This window comes from Roseateles sp. (assembly GCF_047654805.1).
GTDB lineage: Bacteria > Pseudomonadota > Gammaproteobacteria > Burkholderiales > Burkholderiaceae_C > Pelomonas.
Genome location: NZ_JASGIV010000001.1, coordinates 2,489,949 through 2,513,757 on the forward strand (window position 1 = coordinate 2,489,949; position 23,809 = coordinate 2,513,757).

Annotated in this window: 21 protein-coding genes; 19 read left to right on the forward strand and 2 right to left on the reverse strand. The window is 67.8% G+C overall.

Annotated elements, in window-relative coordinates; all coding sequences use genetic code 11:
* The first annotated feature begins 11 nt into the window (after positions 1-11).
* The 8 genes from QM732_RS11105 to QM732_RS11140 are packed head-to-tail and all read left to right on the forward strand — an operon-like array spanning position 12 to position 6,991.
* Positions 12-1,331, forward strand: a complete 1,320-nt coding sequence (locus QM732_RS11105) for an NAD(P)/FAD-dependent oxidoreductase (protein WP_415656208.1) — start codon at positions 12-14, stop codon at positions 1,329-1,331.
* Positions 1,328-2,104 (forward strand): DUF1365 domain-containing protein, encoded by a 777-nt coding sequence (locus QM732_RS11110; protein WP_415656209.1) that lies wholly within the window; start codon positions 1,328-1,330, stop codon positions 2,102-2,104. Before QM732_RS11105 ends, QM732_RS11110 begins: the two co-directional genes overlap by 4 nt.
* Before the next feature lie 2 nt (positions 2,105-2,106).
* Positions 2,107-3,360 carry a class I SAM-dependent methyltransferase gene (locus tag QM732_RS11115; RefSeq protein ID WP_415656210.1) on the forward strand — a complete coding sequence of 418 codons (1,254 nt, stop codon included), beginning with the start codon at positions 2,107-2,109 and terminating at the stop codon, positions 3,358-3,360.
* Positions 3,357-3,914: a chalcone isomerase family protein gene (locus tag QM732_RS11120; protein ID WP_415656211.1), complete on the forward strand. Its 558-nt coding sequence runs from the start codon at positions 3,357-3,359 to the stop codon at positions 3,912-3,914. Before QM732_RS11115 ends, QM732_RS11120 begins: the two co-directional genes overlap by 4 nt.
* Before the next feature lie 12 nt (positions 3,915-3,926).
* Complete coding sequence (locus QM732_RS11125; protein ID WP_415656212.1) at positions 3,927-5,225, forward strand: MFS transporter; 1,299 nt, start codon at positions 3,927-3,929, stop codon at positions 5,223-5,225.
* Positions 5,222-5,758 carry a DUF3833 domain-containing protein gene (locus tag QM732_RS11130; protein WP_415656213.1) on the forward strand — a complete coding sequence of 179 codons (537 nt, stop codon included), beginning with the start codon at positions 5,222-5,224 and terminating at the stop codon, positions 5,756-5,758. Before QM732_RS11125 ends, QM732_RS11130 begins: the two co-directional genes overlap by 4 nt.
* A gap of 4 nt (positions 5,759-5,762) precedes the next feature.
* A complete protein-coding gene (locus tag QM732_RS11135; protein ID WP_415656214.1) occupies positions 5,763-6,539 on the forward strand; it encodes an SDR family NAD(P)-dependent oxidoreductase in 777 nt (258 codons plus the stop codon).
* A gap of 5 nt (positions 6,540-6,544) precedes the next feature.
* A complete protein-coding gene (locus QM732_RS11140) occupies positions 6,545-6,991 on the forward strand; it encodes a nuclear transport factor 2 family protein (protein ID WP_415656215.1) in 447 nt (148 codons plus the stop codon).
* A gap of 178 nt (positions 6,992-7,169) precedes the next feature.
* Here QM732_RS11140 and QM732_RS11145 read toward each other — a convergent pair whose 3' ends face one another.
* Together QM732_RS11145 and QM732_RS11150 are read right to left on the reverse strand one after the other, a co-directional pair.
* Positions 7,170-9,113 (reverse strand): UvrD-helicase domain-containing protein, encoded by a 1,944-nt coding sequence (locus tag QM732_RS11145; RefSeq protein ID WP_415656216.1) that lies wholly within the window; start codon positions 9,111-9,113, stop codon positions 7,170-7,172.
* A 155-nt stretch (positions 9,114-9,268) separates the two neighbouring features.
* Positions 9,269-10,180: a LysR family transcriptional regulator gene (locus tag QM732_RS11150; protein ID WP_415656217.1), complete on the reverse strand. Its 912-nt coding sequence runs from the start codon at positions 10,178-10,180 to the stop codon at positions 9,269-9,271.
* Between the two features lie 452 nt (positions 10,181-10,632).
* On the opposite strand from QM732_RS11150, the gene QM732_RS11155 reads away from it, so the two are divergent.
* The 11 genes from QM732_RS11155 to QM732_RS11205 all read left to right on the forward strand — a co-directional run bounded on the left by QM732_RS11155 (position 10,633) and on the right by QM732_RS11205 (position 23,621).
* Positions 10,633-12,999 carry a TonB-dependent receptor plug domain-containing protein gene (locus tag QM732_RS11155; protein WP_415656218.1) on the forward strand — a complete coding sequence of 789 codons (2,367 nt, stop codon included), beginning with the start codon at positions 10,633-10,635 and terminating at the stop codon, positions 12,997-12,999.
* On the forward strand, positions 12,993-14,585 hold the full coding sequence (locus QM732_RS11160; RefSeq protein WP_415656219.1) for an ABC transporter substrate-binding protein/permease: 1,593 nt from the start codon (positions 12,993-12,995) through the stop codon (positions 14,583-14,585). The genes QM732_RS11155 and QM732_RS11160 overlap by 7 nt, the downstream gene beginning before the upstream one ends.
* Entirely contained in the window at positions 14,582-15,256 is a 675-nt protein-coding gene (locus QM732_RS11165) for an amino acid ABC transporter permease (RefSeq protein ID WP_415656220.1), read from the forward strand. The genes QM732_RS11160 and QM732_RS11165 overlap by 4 nt, the downstream gene beginning before the upstream one ends.
* Before the next feature lie 6 nt (positions 15,257-15,262).
* The gene (locus tag QM732_RS11170) at positions 15,263-16,012 is read left to right on the forward strand and encodes an amino acid ABC transporter ATP-binding protein (RefSeq protein WP_415656221.1); all 750 of its coding nucleotides are present in this window, start codon (positions 15,263-15,265) and stop codon (positions 16,010-16,012) included.
* The gene (locus QM732_RS11175) at positions 16,009-17,265 is read left to right on the forward strand and encodes an FAD-dependent oxidoreductase (protein ID WP_415656222.1); all 1,257 of its coding nucleotides are present in this window, start codon (positions 16,009-16,011) and stop codon (positions 17,263-17,265) included. Before QM732_RS11170 ends, QM732_RS11175 begins: the two co-directional genes overlap by 4 nt.
* Positions 17,262-17,993 carry an SDR family NAD(P)-dependent oxidoreductase gene (locus QM732_RS11180; RefSeq protein ID WP_415656223.1) on the forward strand — a complete coding sequence of 244 codons (732 nt, stop codon included), beginning with the start codon at positions 17,262-17,264 and terminating at the stop codon, positions 17,991-17,993. The genes QM732_RS11175 and QM732_RS11180 overlap by 4 nt, the downstream gene beginning before the upstream one ends.
* Positions 17,993-19,360 carry an MmgE/PrpD family protein gene (locus QM732_RS11185; protein WP_415656224.1) on the forward strand — a complete coding sequence of 456 codons (1,368 nt, stop codon included), beginning with the start codon at positions 17,993-17,995 and terminating at the stop codon, positions 19,358-19,360. Before QM732_RS11180 ends, QM732_RS11185 begins: the two co-directional genes overlap by 1 nt.
* Positions 19,357-20,610 (forward strand): dipeptidase, encoded by a 1,254-nt coding sequence (locus QM732_RS11190; protein ID WP_415656225.1) that lies wholly within the window; start codon positions 19,357-19,359, stop codon positions 20,608-20,610. Before QM732_RS11185 ends, QM732_RS11190 begins: the two co-directional genes overlap by 4 nt.
* 337 nt (positions 20,611-20,947) lie before the next feature.
* Positions 20,948-22,213, forward strand: a complete 1,266-nt coding sequence (locus tag QM732_RS11195) for an IS256 family transposase (protein ID WP_415656226.1) — start codon at positions 20,948-20,950, stop codon at positions 22,211-22,213.
* Positions 22,214-22,492: 279 nt separating this feature from the next.
* Complete coding sequence (locus QM732_RS11200) at positions 22,493-22,651, forward strand: hypothetical protein (RefSeq protein ID WP_415656227.1); 159 nt, start codon at positions 22,493-22,495, stop codon at positions 22,649-22,651.
* Between the two features lie 106 nt (positions 22,652-22,757).
* The gene (locus QM732_RS11205) at positions 22,758-23,621 is read left to right on the forward strand and encodes an AraC family transcriptional regulator (RefSeq protein ID WP_415656228.1); all 864 of its coding nucleotides are present in this window, start codon (positions 22,758-22,760) and stop codon (positions 23,619-23,621) included.
* Positions 23,622-23,809 lie beyond the last annotated feature (188 nt).

The following is a 23,809-nucleotide window of genomic DNA, read 5'->3' on the forward strand; positions in this document are numbered from 1 at the left end:
AGGAGCGTGCCATGCACCGCATCGCCGTCGTCGGATCCGGCATCGCCGGCCTGGCAGCCGCCCACCGCATCACGAATGCGCCGGGAAGCCACTGCGTCACGCTGTTCGAGGCCGGAGGCCATTTCGGCGGGCATGCCAACACCGTCGATATCGAGCTCGAGGGCGTGGCGCACGGCGTGGACACCGGCTTTCTGGTCTTCAACCGGCGCACCTATCCGCTGCTGATCCAGCTCTTCGCCGACCTCGGCATCACGCCAGCCGAGTCGGACATGTCGTTCTCGGTGCAGGTGCCTCGGGCAGACGGACGCGCCGGCCTCGAGTGGAGCGGCAGCTCGCTGCGCAGCGTGTTCGCCCAGCGCCGCAACCTGTTGAGGCCGCGCTTTTGGCGCATGCTGTCGGAGATCCTGCGCTTCAACCGCCTGGCGACGGCTCTCGCCGAGGCCACTCCCGGCATCGCGCTTCAGGGCTCCATCGGCGACTTCCTCGATGCCCAGGGCTTCACGGCCACCTTTCGCGAGCACTACCTGCTGCCCATGATCGGCTGCATCTGGTCCTGCCCCACCGATCAGATGCTGAAGTTCCCCCTTGGCACGCTGATCCGCTTCTGCCACAACCATGGCCTGATCCAGGTCGCCGACCGCCCGCAGTGGTACACGGTGGCCGGCGGCTCGCGCGAGTACGTGCGCCGCATGGTGGCCCGCCTTGCAGATGCGCGCCTGCACTCGCCCGTGCTCGGGCTGCAGCGCACCGGCCGGCAGGTGCGCCTGCAGACCCGCCAGGGCAGCGAAACCTTCGACGCCGTCGTGCTTGCCTGCCACAGCGACCAGGCGCTTGCCCTGCTGGGAGAAGGCGCCAGTCCCGCGGAGCGGGCCGTGCTCGGCGCCATCCGCTACCAACCCAACACCGCGGTGCTGCATGGCGACGTGACCGTGCTGCCGCAACGCCGTGCAGCCTGGGCGTCATGGAACTACGAGCGCGCCGGCAGCACCGCCGCCGAGCAGGCCCAGGTCTGCCTGCACTACCTCATCAACCGGCTGCAGCCCCTGCCCTGGCAGCAACCGGTCATCGTGTCGCTGAACCCCGCTCGGCCCATTGCGGAGCATCTGGTCCACCGCCGCATCGAGTACAGCCACCCCGTGTTCGACCTGGCCGCCCTGCAGGCCCAGGGCCGCGTCGGCGAGCTGCAGGGCCTGCAACGCACCTGGTTCGCGGGCGCCTGGTGCGGCTATGGCTTCCATGAGGACGGCCTGCGCGCCGGGCTGCAGGCGGCGGACGGCGTGCTGCAAGCCCTGGGCGCCTCGATGCTGCAGGACCACCGGAGCGCAGCGTGAGCACACCCGCTTCGCCCTGCATAGGCTTCGGCGCCGTCTGGCACCGTCGCCTGCGCCCGGTCGAGCATGCCTTTCGCTATCGCAGCTACTTCCTGCTGCTGCCGCTGCGCAGCCTGCGCCAGAGTCCCTGTGCCGCACTGAATCGCAACCGCAGGGGCTGGCTGAGCTTCCAGGACCGTGATCACGGCGACGGCGGCGACGATGCCCTCGCCTGGTTCGAGCGCCTGCTCGACAGCGAAGGCATCCGCGACGCCAATGGCGAAGTCTGGCTGCAGACCTTTCCGCGCGTGCTCGGCTACGTCTTCAAGCCCGTGAGCTTTTGGTACGCCCACCGAGCGGACGGCTCGCTGGCAGCCGTGCTGGCCGAGGTCAACAACACCTTCGGCGAACGCCACGCCTACTTGCTCGCCGGACCGGAGCTGGACTGGGGCAGACCGAGCCGTGCGAGCAAGGTCTTCCATGTCTCTCCCTTTTGCGGCGTCAGCGGCGAATACAGCTTTCGGTTCGAGCGCGTGACAGCGCCCGACGGGCAGCCCGCCCACACGCTCGCGCGTGTCGACCTGCTCGACTCCCAAGGCCCGCTGCTCCAGACCAGCGTCGGCGGCGCCATGTCCGCGCTGACGGCTGCCAATGTGCGCCGAGCCCTCTTCGGCGTGCCTTTCATGACGCTGGGTGTCGTGCTGCGCATCCACTGGCAGGCCGCCCGGCTGTGGATCAAGCGCGTGCCCTTCTTCAGCAAGCCTGCCGCGCCCCAGAACTTCGTGAGTCGATAAGCATGAGCACTCCCACCACCCTCACGAGCTCCGCCCGTCCTGCGCCCGCGCCCCTCGCCGCACGCCGCCTGCTGCGGCTGCTTCAGGGCCTGCCGCTGGGCCAGCTGGAGCTGCGCCTGCCCGACGGCGAAGCGCTGCTGCTGCCCAACCCGCCCGCGGCGATAGGCCCGCGCGGCACGCTGCAGCTCAAGAACTGGGCGATGTTCGAGCGCACGCTGAAGGCTGGCGACATCGGTTTCGCGGAGAGCTTCATCGCCGGCGACTGGGACAGCCCCGACCTCAGCGAGCTGCTGCGCCTGTGCATCGCCAACCGCGACCATGTCGAAGGCCTGATCTACGGCAGCTGGTGGGGACGCCTGGGCTACCGGTTGCGCCACCTGATGCGCCGCAACTCGCGCTCTGGCAGCGCCAAGAACATCCACGCCCACTACGACCTCGGCAACGACTTCTACCGGCTCTGGCTGGACCCCAGCATGAGCTACAGCGCAGCCTGGTTCGAAGGCCGTGACCCGCGCGGCGCCGACCTGCACGCGGCGCAGCAGGCCAAGTACCGCCGCGCACTGCGCGAGGCCCGCGTCGAGCCGGGCCAGCGCGTGCTGGAGGTCGGCTGCGGCTGGGGCGGCCTTGCCGAGCTGGCGGCGCGCGAGTTCGGCGCCCGGCTGACCGGCGTGACGCTATCGGCCGAACAACTGCGCTGGGCCGAGCAGCGCCTGCGGACTGCCGGCCTCGAAGGGCAGGCCAGGCTTCTCTACCTGGACTACCGCGACCTGCCGGCGCGCCACGGCCACGAGCCCTTCGATGCCATCGTGTCCATCGAGATGTTCGAGGCGGTCGGCCACGAATACTGGGCCGGCTACTTCCAGACACTGGACGCCTGCCTCAAGCCCGGCGGCCGAGCCTGCATCCAGACCATCACCATCCGCGATGACCTGTTCCCACGCTATCTGCGCTCGACGGACTTCATCCAGCAGTACATCTTCCCCGGCGGCCTGCTGCCCAGCCCCTCGGCCTTCGAGGCCGAGGCGCGCCGTGCCGGCTTCGTCGTCGAGAACCGCCTGGCCTTCGGGCGCGACTACGCCGAGACGCTGCGCCGCTGGCGCGACGCGTTCCAGGAGAACCTCGACGCCGTGAACCGCCAGGGGTTCGATCGCCGCTTCCAGCGCATCTGGGCCTTCTATCTGGCCTACTGCGAAGCCGCCTTCGACACCGGCAACACCGATGTCATCCAGTTCACGTTGAGAAAGCCCGGCCCATGATCCGGCGCCGCCTCTGGATTCGCCTCGCCGCGACCGCCCCCCTACCCGTCTTCACCATGCCCTCAGCCATCGCCGACACCCCCGTCCCCGCCGAAGTGCGAAACGCCCTGCCGCAGGCACGCCTGCAGGGCACGGGCGTGCTGCGCTTCTTCGGCCTGCGCGTCTACGAGGCCCGGCTGTGGACGGCGCCCGGCTTCGTCGCCGACGACTACGCCCGCGAGCCCTTCGCGCTCGAGCTGATCTATGACCGCCGTCTTGAAGGCCAGGCCATCGCCGAGCGCTCGGTCGCGGAGATGCGCCGCGTCGGCGCCTTCGACGACGCCCGGGCCAGGCAGTGGCTCGCGCTGATGCTGAAGGCCTTTCCCGACGTCGCCGCCACTGACCGCCTCCTCGGGCTGCACGATGGCCAGGGCGATGTGAGCTTCTTCCACAACGGCAAGCTCACGGCGCAAGTGGTGGACGCCGAGTACGCCCGCCTCTTCTTCGGCATCTGGCTGGCCCGCCAATCCTCGGCGCCAGCCCTGCGCGAGGCCCTGCTCGGCCTGGCGCGCTAGATCGCCCACACCATGTCGACGCCCGCCCTCGGCGCCCTGCCCGTTGCCCTCGCCTGGCAGCGCGGCCTGGCCTACGCAAGCCTGAGCGTGCCGCTGGCCTTCGTCTCTCTGCCCCTGTACGTCAACCTGCCCTTCCACTACGCCTCGGTACTTGGCCTGCCGCTGTCGGTGCTGGGCGCGGTGGTTCTCTGCGCGAGGCTCTTCGACGCCGTCATCGATCCAGCCCTGGGACGCGCCGCCGACGCCCTGTTCCGCCGCGGCGCCACCACGGTGCGCTGGGCGGCCGGCCTCGGCTGCGTCGTGCTGGCCGGCGCGTTTGCGGCGCTGTGGCGGCCGCCGGCCGCGCCGGCCCACGTGGTGACGGCGTGGCTGGCCGCAGCCCTGCTGACTTGCACGGTCGCGTACAGCGGCGTCAGCCTCCTGCACCAGAGCTGGGGCACGCGCTGGGGCGGCGGGCCTGAGCTGCGTGCCAGAGTCACCGGCTGGCGCGAGGCCGGCACGCTGACCGGCGTGCTGCTGGCCAGCGCCCTGCCAGCCTGGGCTGGCTGGAACGTCACCAGCCTGGCACTCGCCGGCCTGCTCGCGGTCGGCCTGCTCGGCCTGAGCCGCCTGCCGGTCGTGGCCTCCCGGCCCGCTCCGTCCCGCCAGCGATCCGGCCCCTCGCCCTGGAGACATGCCGCGTTTCGCCAGCTGCTGGGCGCCTTCACGCTGAACGGCATCGCCAGCGCCATTCCCGCCACGCTGTTGCCCTTCTTCATCGCCGACCGTCTGCAGTTGCCGAGCTGGCAGGCCCCCCTGCTGCTGGGCTATTTCGGCGCGGCCGTTCTGGGCTTGCCACTGTGGGTGCGCGCCGCCGCGCGCTGGGGCGTCGCGCCAGCCTGGCGGCTGGGCATGGCGGCCAGCGTGCTCGCCTTCGCCGCCACACCCTGGCTGTCCGCGGGCGACGGCGCGGCATTCGCCGTCGTCTGCCTGTGCAGCGGCCTGACCCTGGGCGCAGACCTGGCCCTGCCCGGAGCGCTGCTGACCGGTGTCATCCACCACGGCGGCGGCGGTGGCCGCGACGAGGGCGCCTACCTGGGCTGGTGGGCCTGCGCCACCAAGCTCAACCTCGCCCTGGCTGCAGGCCTGGCCCTGCCGCTGCTGTCGCTGGCCGGCTATCCAGATGGCGGCCATCCGGGTGGCAGCAGCCCGGCGGGCCTGCAGGCCCTGGCCTGGACCTACGGCGGCCTGCCCTGTGTGCTGAAGCTGGCGGCCTTGGTCGCGCTGCAGCGTGCCGAGCGCCTCAACCCGGACTGGAAGGAACGCACATGAACACCCTCCCCCGCCGCGCGCTGCTGGGTGCCGGCATCGCCATTGCGCTTGCCGGCTGCGCCTCGCCGGACGTCCGGGACTACGCCGCGGAAGCGCCGCGGCTCGACCTGCGCGGCTTCTTCAACGGCCCGCTGAGCGCCAAGGGCATGTTCACCGACCGCGCCGGCCGTGTCGTGAAGCGATTCACTGTCGAGATGACCGGGCGCTGGGAGGGCAATGAGGGCGTGCTCGACGAGCGCTTCCGGTACAGCGACGGCAGCACGCAGCGGCGCGTCTGGCGGCTGCGCGCCCTCGGACAGGGACGCTACAGCGGTACGGCGGATGATGTCGTCGGTGAGGCCGCAGGCGAGAGTGCAGGCAACGCCTTGCGCTGGAACTACACGCTGGCCCTGCCGGTGGACGGCCGCGTCTGGAACGTGGCCCTGGACGACTGGATGTTCCTCCTCGACGAACGCACCATCCTCAACCGCTCGGCCATGAGCAAGTTGGGCCTGCACCTGGGCGACGTGACCCTCGTCATCACCAAGGACTGAGCCCATGGCGCTGAATCCACCGCTGCAGGACTGGCCGGGCCGCTGGGTCTGGGTCATCGGCGCGTCGTCGGGCATAGGCCGTGCGGCGGCCGTGGCCTTGAGCCAGCAGGGGGCGAGAGTCATCGTGTCGGCCCGCCAGGCCGCGCCGCTGCGGGACTTCGAGCGCGAGCACCCCGGCAGCGTGGCGCTGCCGCTGGACGTGACGCGGCCCGAGTCGCTGCAGGCCGCAGCGACCTCGGTCACTGCCCTCGCGCAAGGCGCTCCGGCGCTGATCCTCTACTGCGCCGGCCACTACAAGGCCCAGCAGGCCGTCCACTTCGACCGCCAGGAGATGGAGAAGCACCTGGCCGTCAACTACGGCGGCGTGCTGCACCTGCTCGAGGCGGTGCTGCCGACGATGATCACGGCACGAAGCGGCCACCTGTGCCTTGTCGCCAGCGTGGCGGGCTATCGCGGCCTGCCGCTGTCGCTGGCCTACGGCCCCACCAAGGCGGCGCTGAACAACCTGGCCGAGAACCTCTACCTGGACCTGCATCCGCTGGGGCTGGGGGTGTCCGTCGTCAATCCCGGCTTCGTCGAGACCCCGCTGACGGCTCAGAACCAGTTCCGCATGCCGGCCCTGATCTCGCCGGAAGAGGCAGCAGCCCACATGCTCAAGGGCTGGGCCCGCGGCCGCTTCGAGATGAACTTCCCCCGCCGCTTCACGGCCTGGATGCGGCTGCTGCGCTGCCTGCCCGATGCCTGGTACTTCGCGGCCGTGCGTCGCGCCACGGGAGCCTGATGAACATGCCCATGACCTCGTGCGACGTCCGCACCCGCCAGCTAGTGGACGCCTATGTCGGCCTCAGCCGCGAGACCCTGCCCGCGCTGCTCGCGCTGTACGAAGAAAAGGCCAGCTTCAAGGATCCCTTCAACGAGGTCGGCAGCAGGCCGGCCATCGAGCGCATCTTCAGCCAGATGTTCGACGAACTGCGCGAACCGCGCTTCGTGGTCATGAACGCCGCCTCGGAGGGCAACGATGCCTTCCTCACCTGGGAGCTGCGCTTCCTGCGCCAGGCCAACGGCGCATCGATGGCGATCCGCGGCGCGACCCATCTGCAGTTCTCCCCTGCCGGCCTCGTCACGATGCACAGGGACTACTGGGATGCCGCAGAGGAGCTCTACGCCAAGCTGCCGCTGCTGGGCACATTGATGCGCGCGCTGCGGCGGCGGCTGTCGACGCCGCAGCCATAGCCGAAGCAGCCTGTACTCGCAGAGCTCGACGTCACGGATGCATGCGCCGGCAAGGCGCAGTCTGTGGACGAGACTGGGCAGATGCTGATTGCGCGCACGCGTTGGCCTGGGCTGCCGACCTCCTCGGCCGACCTGCTCGGTCGTGCCGAAACTGTCCAGCGCCGTGCGCAACGGCCAGTCAAACCAACTGGGCGTCCTTCAGGAACCGCGACGGCCGCTCCCTGTCGAACATCAGCGTGAGCTGCCGCTTGGCCCGCGTCAGCGCCACGTAGAGCAGGTTTCGATTCTCCGTGGACCCGTCGCCGAACTCGCCTTTGGACAGGTGCGGCACGATCACATGGTCGAACTCCAGCCCCTTGGACGCCTCAATGCTGGACAGCACGACGCGGTCGCTCTGGCGCAGCAGGCGCCGTGCGAAGTCCATCGTTGCAAGCATCCGGAAGCCGCCATCCAGGTCCGTGCCCTCGTCCAGGATGAGCCGGCAAAGCTGCTGGATGTTTGCCGTCACCTGGGCGGCCTCGTCCTTGCGCACAAACACGCGCGAGGCCAGTCGCAGCGGGTCCAGGGCCTTCAGGAAAGATGCCTCGAACGCGTCGAGGTCACGGCCGCGAAGGATGGTCAGCGCGCCCTCCAGCTGATGCAGCGCTGCGGGATTCGCGGTACGCAGGACATGGCCTTCGATGAAGGTCTTCATCGTGTCCAGGCTTTCTGCGGCCTCGCTCACGGCCAACCTCTGCGCTTGCGCGCTGTCCAGGTTGCGCAGCTCGATGCTGTCCACCCGCGCGCCGGAAAACTGCAGCCATGCATTGAGCAACTGGGCACGCCGAGCCTGATCCTCAAAGCCGCCGTAGTTGTCGGTGGCATGGGCGTACAGGCCTCGCACGAGCAACGTCTCGGCACGATCCAGGTAGGGCTGGAAGCCTGTCGCGGCATAGGGCACGCTGAGCTTCATCAGCTCGTGCTCGATCTTCACGGACTGCGCCGGATAACGCAGCATCACGCGCATCGTGGGCATGGCCTGCTGCTCAAGGTGGGCCTTGGCCTTGCGCGCTATGAGTTCGCCGCCCAGCCGCCAGTCGGCGCAGTGCTCCGTAGCGATGACCGTTTCCATCGCGGGATCCGCGGCATAGGGTTTCCCGGCAAGCGCGCCGGCGTACCGGGCGAGCTGCGGGCTGAAGCGTCGGCTGAACGTCAGCGGCAACACCTGAGGCGTGCCAATCTCTGCCGCGAAGCGAGCCCCCATGAAGGCGGCCTCTGCGCCGGTCTGGGTATGAATCACCTGATCGCGGTCGCCGACACCCACGAAGGCCGCCCGCGGATTGGCCGCCAGCACACCCTTGAGCACCGTGAATGCCGCCTCGTTCACGTCGTGCATCTCATCCAGGCACACAAGCGTGAGCCCCTGGCGCAGCCATGCGTCGTCCTTGGTGATTTCACCGGCCAGCAGCATCCGAGCCAGGTCGTAGGTACCGTCTGCCAGGAAGCGGAACTCGGGCCGATCCGGGTGCCCGCCCCTGCGAAAGAACTCGTAGCAACTCCAGGCCCTCATGGTGAGGTACCCGAAGCCAAGCTCATCGGCGCGTTCGGGCGTCATTCGCTCGTCCGGGTCCAGTTGCTCGGCCAGCATGCGCCCCTTGATGAGGTCGAAGGACTTCAGCAGCCCTTCCACCAGGTCGGCCGGTGCGGCCTCGGCCATCAGCTCATCCGGGAAACGCTCCTCGGGCAGCGACTGGGCGCGCTCGATAGCGCGAACAACGTAGGACGCAACCTGCTCGGCACTCGCCACAACGCGTGCAGCAACGCCTTCAGCCTTGGCAAGGACGGACAGACTGAAGGTCTCGAACGTCTGGATGCGCAGGCGCCGCGTCACCGCGGCGGACACGCCGATGTGGTTCAGCCGTTCCTTGAGCGCGATGACGGCCGGCTCAGTGGCAGTGATGGCGAGCACCGTCTCAGGCGCCGCACCTCGCTGCAGCGCCTGGGCAATGCGCAGCGCGAGCGTCGTGGTCTTCGCCGCGCCGGCGTTGGCCTCGACCAGCAGCAGCTTCGTCCTCACCAGCTGAATGGCGAGTTGCTCGTCGCTCGGGATGATGTTGGCAGGAACGTAGACCGGGTCGCTCATTCAGCTATTGGACCGTATCGCGGCCGGCCCCTCCCCGCCCCTGCCTCCGCCCTCTGCCCCGTGCCCTGCGCCCGGACCGCTCCAGCATCGCTTCGCCCCGCGCCTGCCGCGGCACCTCAGCCGCGCAGCGGGGCCGGGATTCGCGACTCACGGACTCACGCCCCCCGGGGGGCGACCTCCGCGCAGCACTCCTTCAACCGGTGCAGCAGCAGCTCCTCAAATAACGTCACCTGCGGGGACGGCGGTTTGAATCGGTTATAAGCGACATTGATATTGATACTCTCGCTGGTCACCAGGGGTCGAATTTCCAATTCAGGAATCAATCCGTCGGAAATTGCGATGGCGTCCACGACTGCTACCTCCCCAGTCGCACGGCTGAATAGGCTGGCAATTAGCCCTGATCGCACCTCCACGCCCTTGTCCAAATCCTCCAGCACTTCGCCGTAGACCTTCTCCTCGCTCAAGCCATACAGCTCCTGGAAGGGCACGGAGATCAGCCGGTGGCCGACGAGGTCGCGCGGGTGGATTTCGTGCAGCGCCGCCAGCGGATGGCCGGGCGCCATGATGCACACCAGGGGGCAGCTGAAACGCGCGTGCACCTCGATGCTGGGGTGGCTGACCTCGAAGGTGCCGATGCCGATGTCGACGACCTTGTCGGCCACCACGTCGATCAGCTGGTTGGGCAGCGGCAAGATCACCTTGACCTTCAGCTCGGGCGCCTTCTTGATGGTGTCCGCGACACTCAACGGCACGACCGTCATGCCCAGACTCGGCGAGGCGGCCACGTACAGGTTTCCCTTGCTCGGATCCGCCAGCTCCTTGGACAGCGCATGGACCTTCTCAACATTGCGCCACAGGTGCTCGACTTCCGCGTACAGCTCCTTGGCGGCGCTGGTCGGCACCAGCCGACCCTTGCTGAGCTGGAACAGCTTCAGTCCCGTGCGCTGCTGGGTGTGGCTCAGCATCTTGCTGACCGCTGACTGCGAGATATGCAGCAGCTCCGCCGCGCCGGTGATGCTGCCGGTCAGCATGATGGCGCGAAAGACCTCCATCTGCCGCAGATTCATGGGCGCAGCCTCCGGGCGAGATCCCGCGGCAATGCCCGGTGCGCGGGCCTGGGCTCGCGCGTTCCCGTACCTGCTGAGGGAGCCGGCCGGAGCCCCGTGGCTTCGAGATCAGTGTTCAAGAGGCATCCCATGGAATCGGACTGCGGGTCGCATCCGCGCGCCTCGCCGGGCGCGGTTCGAGATATCCGCACGGAGTATATACAAATGACGAAATCGACTTAAGGAGCAAAAGTTAAGACCGCCCCTGAAAAAGTCAATTTTCATCAATCGGGATCGCATTTATCTTACCGAGACCGGGCCGACCTCATTTTCCAACAAGGCCCGGATAACCGAGCTCGACGAGCGCGAGGCGACACATCATCGAATCGAACCGGTTTAAACCGGCGATTTTTCCAGATCAGTCCGAGCTTCCAAGAAGAGGTATTCAAATGCAGCCAAGCAACAGATTCGCGATGCAGCGACTCGCACTCGCCATCCTCAGCATCACGAGCGCAGGCAGCGCCTGGGCTGCTGACGACACCGAGGCGTTGAGCACGGTCGTGGTCACCGGCACCCGCGCCGCGAACCGCATGGCGGCGGAATCGCTGCAGCCGATCAAGGTCATCTCCGCCAAGGACCTGGAGCAAAGCGGCAGCAGTGAGCTGGGCGAGTCGCTCTCGCGCCTGGTGCCTTCCCTGAATTTCCCGCGCCCCGCCAGTTCCGGCTTCACCGGGATCATCCGCCCGGCCCAGATGCGCGGCCTCGGGCCTGACCAGGTGCTCGTGCTGATCAACGGCAAGCGCCGCCACACCAGCGCCTTCCTCAATACCAACGTCACACAGGGCCGCGGCTCGGCGCCCGTCGACCTGAACACCATCCCCGTCTCGGCCATCGACCATGTGGAAGTGCTCAGCGACGGTGCATCTGCGCGCTACGGGTCCGACGCCATCGCCGGCGTGATCAACATCATCCTGAAGGACGATGCCGAAGGTGGCCAGATCACCGCGAGCCTGGGTCAGACGGACGCAGGCGATGGCCTGCGCCGCCACGTGGACGCCGACGCCGGCTTCTCGCTGTTCGGCCGCGGCAAGCTGCACGCCAGCATCGAGGGCAACTCCAACGACTTCACCAACCGCGCAGGCCTTGATCTGCGCAATGTCGGTGCGCCTGGCTACGGCACGACCACCTACCGGCTGGGTGATCCTCAGGTGAAGAACGTCAAGCTGCTGGTCAACGCCGACTACGCCATCAGCGACACCGTGAGCGCCTACGGATTCGCCTCGTACAACCGGGCCGACGGCGACACCTGGGATGCATTCCGCAACGGTCGCGCCTCCACCTACGACGCCCAGGCCTACCCTGACGGCTACCGGCCCCGGCTGCATGCCAGGAGCGAGGACCAGTCGCTCGTGTTCGGCCTCAAGGGCGGCCTTTCGGGGGGCTGGAAGTGGGACGCCAGCGTCGACTACGGCCAAAACCAGATCGACTTCTCCACCCGCGACTCGCTCAACCGCTACCTGTTCCGGGACACCGGCAGCCGGCAGCAGGACTTCGATGACGGCAGCCTCAAGAGCAGCCTGGCGGTGTACCAACTGGGCCTGAGCAACTCGCTGGCGGTGCCGGGCCTGACGAACCCCGTGTCGGTGGCGACGGGTGTGGAGTACCAGCACCAGACCTACAAGGAAAGCGCCGGCGAAGCCGCGTCCTACTACGGCACCGGAGTCGAGGGCTTCTCGGGCTTCAAGCAGACGGACAGCGGCAGCTTCCGGCGCGACCTGGTCGGGCTCTACCTGGACCTGGAGACCAACTTCACCGAGAAATGGCGCTCGTCGCTGGCGGTGCGCCACGACCGCTACAGCGACTTCGGGGGAGCCACGACCGGCTCGGCCTCCACGCGCTACGACTTCACGCCGCAGGTGGCCGTGCGCGGCAGCGTCTCCACGGGCTTCCGGGCTCCAGCGCTTGCGCAGCAACACTATGCGGCAACCGCCAGCGCGTTGAACACCACCATCAACGCGTTCCAGGACCAGCGCACCGCGCCGGTCGACGATCCGGTGGCCCGCCTGTTCGGCTCCGAGGACCTCAAGGCCGAGAAGTCGCGCAACATCAGCGCCGGCGTGGTCCTGCAGCCCACCAAGACGCTCAGCGCGAGCATCGACGCCTACCGCATCACCATCGATGACCGCATCACGCTGTCCAGCACGCTGGACGTGCAGAACACGGCCGCGCAGAACTACCTGGTGGCCAACGGCATTCCCAGGGGGCTGTACCAGTCGGTGCGCTACTTCACCAACGCGGTGGACACGACGACCACCGGCGTGGACGTCGTCGTCCAGCATCGCTTGCGCTTTGACAACGGCGGCCGCGTCAGCAACTCCCTCGGCTACTCGTACGCCCGCAGCCGCGTGACCGAGGTCAAGCCCAATCCGGCGGTGCTCAGCCAGAACGGGCTGACGCTGCTGCGCATCGACCGTCGCGACCAGTACGGCGTGCTCACCGACAGCACACCGCGCAGCAAGCTGTCGCTGGCCACGGACTACAGCTACGGCGTCTGGGGAGTGCGAAGCAACCTCGTGCGCTACGGCAAGTTCGTCGCCATCAGCAACACCGGCCCCAGCTTCGACCAGGTCTACGCCGCCAAGTGGTTGCTCGACCTGTCGGCCAGCTATCGCGGCAACAACTGGGAATTCACCGTCGGCAGTGACAACATCGCCAACGTGTATCCGGACAAGCGCAACGCGGTGAACAACCCGGGTGACCAGAACGTCAGGTACATCTCCTACTCGCCGTTCGGCATCAACGGGGCGTTCTACTACGCCAAGGCCAGCTACCAATGGTGAGAGGCTGCGGGCTCGCCCTGGCCGGTGTCCTGGCGCTGGCGCTGAGCGCCGGCGCCCAGGCCGGTACGGTGCTGCAGCGCATCGCGGCCAAGGGCGTGCTCAATGTCTGCACCAACGTCGAGAACAGGCCTTTCGCCTACCTCAGCCCGAGTGGCGAGGCCCGCGGCTTCAACATCGACCTGGCCGAGGACATCCGCCAGCGGCTGTCGCTCGAGCTCGGCCAGCCGCTGAGGCGCGAGACCGTCGCCACCAGCGGCGCCAACCGCGTCGTATTCCTTGACCAGGGAAAGTGCGACCTGATCATCACGGGTTTCAGCGTGACCGCCGAGCGTCGGCGCCTGGTGGACTTCATCACGCCGAACTTCTACAGCTCCGGCGCCGTGCTGCTCGCCCGCAGCGAAAAGGCTCCGGCCAGCTGGGAGAGCCTGCGCGGCCAGGCCGTGTGCAGCAGCCACGGCTCGACCTACAACCAGGCCGTGGCAGAGCGCTACGGCGTGCGCATCCTCGCCTTCGCCGGCCTCACCGAGAGCGCGCAGGCGATGCGCGACGGGCGATGCGTGGGCCAGGTCATGGACGAGGCCGTCGCCCGGCTGCGCCTGAAGGACTCGGCACAGTGGGCTGACTTCTCCATCGTGCTGCCGCCCATCCTCGAAGCGCCCTGGAGCATGGCCATCGCGCACGGCGACCCGGAACTGCGCACGCTGCTCAGCGGCTATGCGCGGCAGTGGCGCAGCGAAGGCCTGCTGGAGCGCCTGGAGTCGCGCTACGGCCTGCCGCACAAGCCCGTGCTGCAGGCATCCGACGAACAGCGCGGCGGCCTGGACGATCAGGGCGTGCCGCGCATGCTGCATCTGGTGACGGATGCCTTCCAGCAGCTCTACCAGCGCACGGGCTGGAATTTCACGGTGTTCTACGACGGCTGGTCCGCCGGCCTCTTCTTCAGCGGCGTGCTCACCACGCTGTCGCTCGCGCTGCTGTGCATGGTCGCGTCGTGCGTCATCGGCCTGGCCGGTGCGCTCGCGACCCGGGGGCCGGGCCCGCTGCGCTGGCTGGTGCTGGGCTATGTCGAACTGCTGCGCAACACGCCCACGCTCGTGCAGCTTTACTTCCTGTACTTCGGCGTGGGAACGCTGCTGCGCAGCGCCAGTCCCGGCGCCGCCGCGCCCTGGTATGCCGATGCCTTCCCGCTCGCGGCGCTTTGCATCAGCCTGCACTACGGCGCGTTCGCCGTCGAAGTCTTCCGTGCGGGCTTCCATGCGGTGCCGCAGGCCACCCGCGAAGCAGCACTGGCGCTGGGATACGGACGCTGGGGGCGCCTGCGCCATGTGGAGCTGCCGCTGGCGCTGCGTGCAAGCCTGCCGGCATTGGGCAACAACCTCGTGCAGCTGATCAAGGGCACGTCCATCGCCTATGCGGTCGCAGTGCCGGAAGTGCTCTACAGCGCACAGGAGATCTGGAGTGACCGCAACAACGTGCTGGAGATGATGCTGCTGGTGCTGCTGACCTACCTCGGCTTCATGGCCCTGCTGGTTGCCGGACTGTCGCGCCTGGAGCGCCGCCTGAAGCTGCCGGGGGTCGGGCTGTGAACGTCATCGATACGCTCTGGCCATGGCTGCCGCTCATGGGCCGGGGACTGATGGTCAACCTGGGGATGGGTGCACTCGCCATGGCGCTGGCCTGCGTGCTGGGCACGCTGCTGGGGGCCGCACAGCTGGCGCCGTCGAAGGCACTAAGCCGCCCGGCCACCTGGCTCACGCAGCTGCTGCGCAATGCGCCCTGGCTGGTGGTGATGTTCTTTGTCATGCAGTCGCTGCCGTATGAGCTTCCCATCGGCGGCGGCTGGCCGTTCCCGGCCTGGCTCAAGGCGGTGCTGGCGCTGACGCTACCCGCCACCGGGAACTTCGCGGAGATCGTTCGCGGGGGCTTGCGGGCCGTGCCCCTGGCGCAATGGGAGGCCGCCACGGCGCTCGGCTACAGCCCGGCAGCACGGCTTTGGCGCGTGATCCTGCCGCAAGCCATGCGGCTCATGCTGCCGCCCGCCATGGGGCTGTACTGCGTCGTCACCATGTCCACGGCGCTTGGCAGCCTCGTGGGCGTCAGTGAAGGCCTGAGCGTGGCCCGCGAGGTGCTGGCGGCCGAGGCGCGCACGGAGCTGCTGCTGCCGGTCTACGGCGTCGTGCTGATGGCCTTCTTCGTCTACATCTTCCCCATTTCCATGCTGGCGCGCACGCTGGAGCGCCGCCGCTCAGGCAGGTAGGTGCCCGTGAACATCCGAGATCTCCCCTCCCCGTTCATCGAACTGCGGGATGTACGCAAGTCCTTCGGGTCCACTGCCGTGCTCAACGGCGTGGACCTGGCCATCGCGCGCTCCGAGGTGGCCTGCATCATCGGCCCGTCGGGCTCCGGCAAGAGCACGGTGCTGCGCTGCATCAATGCGCTGACGCGCATCGACTCCGGCAGCGTGCGGGTCGGCGACACCCGCGTCGACGATCCGCTGCTGGACGCCCAGGCGCTGCATCGGCGCGTGGGCATCGTGTTCCAGGGTTACAACCTGTTCCCGCACCGGACCGTGCTGCAGAACGTGATGATGGCTCCCATCCAGGTGCTGCGCCGCGAGCGCGGCGAGGTGGAGGCCCAGGCCCGCGAGCTGCTTTCCAAGGTGCACCTGGCGGGCAAGGAACACGCGTATCCCGGCGAGCTCTCGGGTGGCCAGCAGCAGCGCGTGGCGATCGCCCGCAGCCTTTGCATGCAGCCCGAGGTGATGCTGTTCGACGAAGTCACCGCCGCGCTGGACCCCGAGACCGTCAAGGAGGTCCTGGGCGTGATCCAGGAGATCGCCGCCGATGGCATGACTTGCCTGCTGGTGACCCACGAGATGCGCTTTGCACGCGAGGCGGCCGACTACCTGTACTTCATGGACAAGGGCAAGGTGGTGGAACACGGCGTCGCCAAGCAGGTGTTCGACGCCCCTGTCGACGCCCGTACACGCGCCTTCCTGGACAAAGTGCTGTGAGCGCCAGGCGTACACCGTTGCAGTTCGACGTCGTGGTGGTCGGAGGCGGCTCGGGCGGCATCGCCGCCGCACTCGGCGCTGCGGCGTGCGGTGCCAAGGTCGCGCTGATCGAGGCGTATGGCTTCCTGGGCGGCACTGCCACCGTCTCGGGCGTCCAGGCCTATTGCGGCTTTCACACGCGCGGCGCCCGGCCGCAACAGGTCGTCGCCGGCGTCGGCCAGCAGGCACTGGACGCGTTGCAGGCCCTCGGGCACGACGTCACGCCCAGGCAGCAGAGCTCGGGCAACTGGATCATCCTGCTCGATCCCGAGCGACTCAAGCGCGCCATGGACGGCCTGGTCCAAGCCGCGGGCGTGACCCCGCTGCTGCATTGCCGGGTCGTGGACGTGCAGGAAAGTGCTGGCCGCATCGAGAGCCTGCTGTGCGCCGACCCCCAGGGAATGTTCGAGGTCCGGGCGCGCCAGTTCGTGGACGCGACCGGCAACGCCAACCTGGCGGCCCTGGCCTGGCCGCAACGCATGCGGCCGCGGCGCCAGGCGGCAACGCTGACGGCACGCCTGTCAGGGCTGGATCCGTCCAGCAGCTACGACCGGGACGACCTGCGCCGTGCCGCACTGGACTACGAGGATCGCACGGGCGCACCGCTGGCCCGACGCAACGGCGGCTACTTCGTGCCCCTGCCCTGGAGCGATGCCTGCTGGGCGATGATGGTCGACGTCGAGCTGGCCGACTGCTCCAGCCAGAGCCTCTCTCACGCCGAGATGCAGGCGCGCGCCATCGCGCATGACTATCTGCAGTCGCTGCGCCGTTGCGTGCCGGGCTTCGGCGCTGCGCAGCTGGACGTCACCGGACCGGCGCTGGGCGTGCGGGCCACGCAGCACATCGCGTCGCAGCGCGACGCCGTGCTCGAGGACCTCGTCCATGCGCGGCGCCACGACGACGGCATTGCCCGCTCGGGCTGGCCCGGCGAGTTGCACCCGCACGCAGGCGTCACCGAGTACCGCTGGATCGCGGGCGATGACTGGTTCCATATCCCGTACGGCGCGCTGCAGACCGACGACGACGGCAATTGCTGGCTGGCGGGCAGCAGCATCGGTGCGGACGACGCTGCCTTCGGGTCGGTCCGCGTGATGGGCTGCGCCTTTGCTACGGGACATGCCGCCGGGATTGCCGCCGCGCTGTCGCCGCAGGGCCGGCGCGCACCGCTGCGGGCGGTGCAACAGACTTTGATCGAACAGGGAGCCCTGATATGAGTCCTCCAACTTCCAACACGCCAGCCCGCCGCGTGCTGGTCACCGGTGCCGCCAGCGGCATCGGACAGGCCGTGGCACAGGCCTTCCTCGAATCCGGCGACGAGGTCCTGGGCTGGGACCTGCAAGGGGTCGCAAGCCAGGACTACCCGATCCGTGCCGTGGACATCCGCGATCCGGATGCCGTGCGCGCCGCTGCCGAGCAGTTGGAACGGCTGGACCTGTTGGTCAACTGCGCCGGCATCGCCCGGCGCGCCCACGCGGCAACGATGGCCGCTGAAGACTGGCGCGCCGTCATCGATACCAACCTGAGCGGCACGTTCTACTGCTGCCAGGCTGCCTTCCCCGCGCTCAAGGCGGCGGGCAGCAGCCTCATCATCAACGTGGCGTCCTTCGTCGCGCATCGCTCCGGCCCCGGCCGTGCGAGCTACGTGGCCAGCAAGGCCGGCGTGGTCGGCTTGACGCAAGTGCTGGCACTGGACTTCGCCGAGCATGGCGTGCGCGCCATCTCGGTGAGCCCGGGCTATACGCGCACCGCGATGGTGGAGAAGGCCCTGGAAGCCGGGCGCCTGAACGAACAGCGGCTGATCGCGCGCATTCCGGCGGGACGACTGGCAGCCCCCCTGGAGATCGGTCGGGCGATACGCGCGCTGGCCGAGCCCGCGCTGGCCTATGCCAACGGCTGCGACTTCGTGATCGACGGCGGCATCATGGCCAATGGAGTGGAATGATGACGACGACCTTGGATCGACAGTGGGTCGCCAACCACCTGTCCCTTCTTCAACACGCCCCCGGACGCAAGGTGCGCGAGGTGATCGGCGTGCTGCTGGCCGACACGGTAGCCATCGCCAGCCATGCGCGGCTGGGGCAAGTCGGCGGCACCCGCGTGGACCGCGCCATGGTCACGGCGTCAGCCGATGGCTGCGCGGTCTGGGGCGCGGACTACCGCGCCGCGCCAGCCGATGCAGCCTTCCTGAACGGCTGTGCCGCCGAAGCCCTGGACTTCCAGGAAGTGCTGATCAATCCACGCAACAACGGCCATGCTGCAGTGGTGATCATCCCCGCATTGCTGGCGCTGGCTGAACAGCGCGGCATCTCGGGTGAGCGGCTGGTGCGCGCGCTGTGGCTGGCATTTGCCGCCAACATCCGCCTGGCCGAGGCGCTGGGACGCGGTCACCGCACGGGCAAGGCAGGCTTTCGCACGACATCCGTGGTGGCCCCCATCGCCGCGGCGCTGGGAGCCGCGGCACTGGTCAGCGACGATGTCGAACTGGCGCTGAACACGGTGGCGATCTGCGCCAGCTCGCTGAGCGCCGGCTTGCTGTCCTCGCTGTCGCCGCAGGTGGGCAGCTACAGCCTGGACAAGGACTTCGCCGTCGGCTTCGCCGCCCGCCATCCGGTGCAGGCCTTGCAGCTCGCGGAGGCAGGCGCCGACGGGCCACGCCAGCCGCTGACCGGCGAGCACGGTTGGCTGGCAAGCTTCGGCTTCGGCGCCGAGCAGCCCCATCGGCTGTCTGGCAATCCGCTCGAGGCGGATCTGGGCAGCTACGAGATCAAGCCGTATCCGGCGTGCTTCGGCTGCCAGTCGGCCATCAGCGCCGCGCTGAGGCTGGTCGAACGCGTGCCGCTGCAACGCATCGACAGCGTGCGCATCGAGGTCAACCAGGGCAGCGCGAGCTCGCTGTCCACGCGCAGCATCACGAACTCGCTGGCGGCCCGATTCAGCCTGCCCTATGCCGTGAGCAGCGCCATGGTGCGCCGTCGATCGGGTCTGGGTGACTTCGAAGGCCCTGCGCTGGCCGATCCGGCGGTGCAGGAGTTCATGCGGCGCGTGGACCTGCGAGCCAGCGTCGAGCTGACTGCCCAGCAACAGGCCACGGGCGGCTTCCCCGCGATCGTGCGAGTCTTCAGCGACGGCATGGAAATCGACCAGCAGATCTGCGAAGGCCCGCAGGACGGCCTGAGCATGGCAGCGCGCCGGGCGCTGTTCAGCGCCAAGATCGGGGCGTTGTGCCCTGCACCGGTGGCCGAGCGCCTGCTGGCACTGTCGCGCGAGCCGGAGCGGGTGGCCGCATTGCTGTTCGCGACAACGCCATGAGCCTGCGCGTCACCATCGCGGCACTCGCCGTACTGGGCGCGTTCACATGCCGGCCGTCAATCGCGGCACCGGTCTCGGAGGCGGCCCTGGCCCTGCACCATCGCATCATGGTGCTGGACAGCCATATCGACACGCCAAGGCTGCTGGAACGACCGGGCTGGAACATCCTTGAGCGCCACACTGCGGCCGTCGATCTCTCCCAGGTGGACTGGCCACGCCTTCGCGAAGGCGGGCTCAATGGCGCGTTCTGGGCCATCTACACCCCACAGGGCAGCCGCGACCTGCAAGGGCGCGCCTCTGCCGCCCAGCACGGCCTGGCGCAGTTGATGCGGCTCAACGACCTGGTGGAGCGCCACCCCCGTCAGTTCGGCCTGGCGCTGGACAGCGCCGACGCACGGCGCCTCGTCGCCGAGGGCCGGCACGCCGTGTTCATCAGCATGGAGAACGCCGAGCCCGTAGCGTCCGATCCTGCGCTGCTCGACACCTACCACCGACATGGCCTGCGCATGCTCGGACTGGTTCATGCCAGCAACAACGCCGTAGCCGACTCGGCCACGGCTGCACCCGAGTGGCATGGACTGAGCCCGGTGGGACGACAACTGGTGCAGCGCGCGAACTGCCTAGGCATCCTGCTGGACGCCTCCCACGCCTCCGATGACGTGTTCGACCAGCTGCTGGAGATCTCCGCAACCCCGATCGTGCTGTCGCACTCTGCCAGCCGCGCCATCACCGAGCATCGCCGCAACCTCGACGACGCACGCCTCGTGAAGCTGGCCAAGAAGGGTGGCGTGATGCAGGTGACGCTTTACAGCAGCTACCTGTCGCCCCTGAAGGACGACCCGCGTCGCGCCGCGCTGCTGCAGCCGCTGTATGCGCAGATCCGGCAGATGGCAGCGCTGCAGCCGGCGGAGTTTCAGGCGCTGGCGGGACAGATCGGCGAGGTCGAACGGCGCTATCCCAAGGCACGGGCCAGCCTGGACGACTTCATGAAGCACCTGCTGCACGTGCTCAAGCTCGTCGGTCCCGCCCACGTCGGCATCGGTGCCGACTGGGATGGCGGCGGCGGCGTCGAAGGCGTGGCAGACGTGTCAGAGCTGCCGCGCATCACCGAGAGGCTCATGCAGGCCGGCTACAGCGAGTCGGAGATCGCAGCTATCTGGGGTGGCAACTTGATGCAGGCCCTCGACCGCGCGCAGGCTTTCCCGAAGTCGGACGCGGCGGGGCATTGCAGCGCGCCGCAAACCCGCTGAAGTCCAGCCCGATCACGTCGGGCTTGGTCTGAAGACCTGTCCCGCACAGCCCACGCATACGCGTGTCGGTGCCGGCAATCCCGGCACGGCCCCTGCGGAGCGTCGGGACATGACGCGCCACCTGGAAGGCTGCCCGTTCAGGGGCAGCGAAGCCACGCATTGAGCGATGCAGGCCCGAAAACAACAAACCCGGCGCGAAGCCGGGTGCTGTGGAGGTTGATTGGTGGGCGGTGCAGGTTTCGAACCTGCGACCCCCACAGTGTGAATGTGGTGCTCTACCCCTGGGGCGTGTCAGAAAGTTTGTGTGTGAGGCATAGCATGTCGACTTGGAGCATGAATGCCACGCAAGAAGAAAACCGAAGCCCCTACGGGCAATGCGGCGCAGCCGCAATTCTCAGCCGCAGCGCTTGAGCAGTTGATCCCTGGGCCGGTGACGCCGGCCGAGCTGGAGAGCATCTTCCAGCAGTTCAAGAAGGCCGTGATGGAGCGGGCGCTGGGCGCCGAGATGAGTCATCACCTGGGCTACGCGCCGGGCCAGGCCAAGCCCGAGGGCTCGTCCACCAACCACCGCAACGGCAAGAGCACGAAGACCGTCTTGACCGACGCCGGCGCCCTTCGTATCGACGTCCCACGCGACCGTGAGGGGACGTTCGAGCCGCAGCTGATCGGCAAGCACGAGCGGCGCTTCACGGGCTTTGACGACAAGATCCTGGCCATGTACGCCCGTGGCATGACGGTGCGCGAGATCCAGGGCTACCTGGCCGAGATGTACGCGGTGGACGTCTCGCCCGACCTCATCAGCCGCGTCACGGACGAGGTGATGAGCGAGATCACGGCCTGGCAGACGCGGCCGCTGGAGCCGATGTACCCGGTGGTGTTCTTCGACGCGCTGCGCGTGAAGATCCGCGAGGACGCGGTGGTGCGCTCCAAGGCCGTGTACCTGGCGCTGGGCGTGCTGCCGGACGGCACGCGCGACATCCTGGGGATCTGGATCGAGAACACCGAGGGTGCAAAGTTCTGGATGAAGGTCTTCAACGACCTGAAGACACGTGGGGTCAACGACATCCTGATCGCCGTCACCGACGGCCTCAAAGGCATGCCAGAGGCGCTGGGCGCGGTGTTCCCGGCCACGACGCTGCAGACCTGCATCGTGCACCTGATCCGCAACAGCCTGGACTTCGCCGCCTGGAAGGACCGCAAGGCGCTGGCCGCAGCGATCAAGCCGATCTACACGGCGGTGAGCGCTGAGGCAGCTGAGAGCGAACTGAGCGCGTTTGAGACCGGGCCATGGGGGCAGAAGTTCCCCACAGTTGTCGGCGCCTGGCGCAGGGCCTGGGACAAGGTCATTCCGTTCTTCGCGTTCCCGCCCGAGGTGCGGCGCGTGATCTACACCACCAACGCGATCGAGAGCGTGAATGCGCGGCTGCGCAAGATCATCAAGACGCGCGGCCACTTCCCCAGCGACGACTCGGCCACCAAGCTGATCTGGCTGGCGCTGCGAAACATCACCGAGGACTGGACTCGACCGACCCATCACTGGAAAGCCGCAATGAACCAGTTCGCGATCCTCTACGAAGATCGATTCACGAGACCGGTGTCGTAGGATCCCCACCCGTCTTCACGAATTGAGTGAAGGCTCAACGAGCCTCACACACAGAAATTCGGACAGGCCCTACCCCTGAGCTAACCGCCCAATCAAGAAGACTCCTGGTCCCCCGGTGCCACGCATGCATTCAGAAGATCACCGCGACGCCCTTGGTTGCAAGGACATCTTGGTGGGCGGTGCAGGGTTCGAACCTGCGACCCCTGCCGTGTGAAGGCAGAGTTCCTGGGCGTTCCTGGATCTTATGGGATCTCGATTTCATAGGAGAAAAGTCCCTGAATGTCCCAAGACACCGGTGGTGTGTACTCCCTGAAGTGCGAGAACGGCATCATTGAAGTGCTGTCGGACATCGGCAAGGGCGCGACCGTGCCTGCAACACACAAGGCCCGAAACGTCGGACCGACCCACTATCGGGAAGTCCTGGTCGAGTACAAGTAGTCAGACATCTCCGATTGCACGCTGCCGGGCTGGGCGTCAGCATGGCGACTGGATCCCCCGGCAGCATGCACCGTGCCGCTACACGATGCGGTCGCAAGGAGCAGCCATGTCAGAGCCCATCCGTATCCTGCACGGCCAGTTTGGCCGTGCCGCCCTGCTCCAACTCGATCGCTCGATGGCGCTACATGCGCATCGCGAATGCCACATCGTGCTCAAGGTCGGCGGGCCCGATATCTTGTTCGGCATCGGCGCCCAGGAGCACCCTGTCACGTCTCGCAATGCGCTCCTGATCAACGCTTGGGAGCCCCACTTCTACCATCACCGCGGCACCGGGACCTCCACGCTGCTTCTCGCGCTCTACCTGAACTCGCACTGGCTGAAGGAGGTCGACCGGCGGTTCTCGCGCAGCACCCACCCGAAGTTCTTCACCCGGTCAGTCGTCTCGATGACATCCCGGCTGGAGCAACTGCAGCACGACGTTCTGGACCTTTTGCTCCAACAGTCTGCGCCGTCACGCGACATCCTTGAGCAGTGGATTGCTCGCATCTTCGAGGAAATCACAGTTCTCACCACGCCACCAGACCGCGCATTTCCGCTTGGCATCAATGGTGAGCTCGGCTTCGACGCACGCATCCGCCATGCAATCGAACACCTTCTGTTCAACAGTCTTGGCTCCCTGGATGTCCAGGAACTGAACTCATCGACCGGGCTTTCGCGCGCCCACTTCTTTCGCTTGTTCCGCAGTTCAACGGGGCTAACTCCCGTCGCGTTCATGAACATGCTTCGACTCGAAGCGTCGGTCGCGCATGTCAGCCGCCGGGATGCGCCCTTGCAGGACGTTGCCACCCTGCTTGGGTTCGACTCTGCAGCGAACTTCGCGCGATTCTTCTCCGCGCAGCAGGGCGTAGCGCCGAGCAAGTACCGCAAGGTCGTTGAGTTCATGGATACCGGTCAGCAGCAGCCCGCATGAATGACTGACACGATGCGCGCCCAGCCCGCTGGCGGGGAGACCGCATTCTCGATCGTGCGGTGCATCAGGCCAATCGTCCCGATCCACGCAGCCCACCAGTTGCGGCAGGAGCACGCATCCCATGCCCCTTCTGCATGTCTGCCTTGCGGATGCCTGCGACATTGCCGCCAGCCTCTTCCCCAATCTAG

Bases quoted from the DNA above. Each gene is read 5' to 3' on its own strand.
- QM732_RS11105 (WP_415656208.1), top strand. From the start codon at position 12: ATGCACCGCATCGCCGTCGTCGGATCCGGCATCGCCGGCCTGGCAGCC.
- QM732_RS11115 (WP_415656210.1), top strand. From the start codon at position 2,107: ATGAGCACTCCCACCACCCTCACGAGCTCCGCCCGTCCTGCGCCCGCG.
- QM732_RS11120 (WP_415656211.1), top strand. From the start codon at position 3,357: ATGATCCGGCGCCGCCTCTGGATTCGCCTCGCCGCGACCGCCCCCCTA.
- QM732_RS11125 (WP_415656212.1), top strand. From the start codon at position 3,927: ATGTCGACGCCCGCCCTCGGCGCCCTGCCCGTTGCCCTCGCCTGGCAG.
- QM732_RS11130 (WP_415656213.1), top strand. From the start codon at position 5,222: ATGAACACCCTCCCCCGCCGCGCGCTGCTGGGTGCCGGCATCGCCATT.
- QM732_RS11135 (WP_415656214.1), top strand. From the start codon at position 5,763: ATGGCGCTGAATCCACCGCTGCAGGACTGGCCGGGCCGCTGGGTCTGG.
- QM732_RS11140 (WP_415656215.1), top strand. From the start codon at position 6,545: ATGCCCATGACCTCGTGCGACGTCCGCACCCGCCAGCTAGTGGACGCC.
- QM732_RS11145 (WP_415656216.1), bottom strand. From the start codon at position 9,113: ATGAGCGACCCGGTCTACGTTCCTGCCAACATCATCCCGAGCGACGAG.
- QM732_RS11150 (WP_415656217.1), bottom strand. From the start codon at position 10,180: ATGAATCTGCGGCAGATGGAGGTCTTTCGCGCCATCATGCTGACCGGC.
- QM732_RS11155 (WP_415656218.1), top strand. From the start codon at position 10,633: ATGCAGCGACTCGCACTCGCCATCCTCAGCATCACGAGCGCAGGCAGC.
- QM732_RS11160 (WP_415656219.1), top strand. From the start codon at position 12,993: ATGGTGAGAGGCTGCGGGCTCGCCCTGGCCGGTGTCCTGGCGCTGGCG.
- QM732_RS11180 (WP_415656223.1), top strand. From the start codon at position 17,262: ATGAGTCCTCCAACTTCCAACACGCCAGCCCGCCGCGTGCTGGTCACC.
- QM732_RS11185 (WP_415656224.1), top strand. From the start codon at position 17,993: ATGACGACGACCTTGGATCGACAGTGGGTCGCCAACCACCTGTCCCTT.
- QM732_RS11190 (WP_415656225.1), top strand. From the start codon at position 19,357: ATGAGCCTGCGCGTCACCATCGCGGCACTCGCCGTACTGGGCGCGTTC.
- QM732_RS11195 (WP_415656226.1), top strand. From the start codon at position 20,948: ATGCCACGCAAGAAGAAAACCGAAGCCCCTACGGGCAATGCGGCGCAG.
- QM732_RS11200 (WP_415656227.1), top strand. From the start codon at position 22,493: ATGTCCCAAGACACCGGTGGTGTGTACTCCCTGAAGTGCGAGAACGGC.
- QM732_RS11205 (WP_415656228.1), top strand. From the start codon at position 22,758: ATGTCAGAGCCCATCCGTATCCTGCACGGCCAGTTTGGCCGTGCCGCC.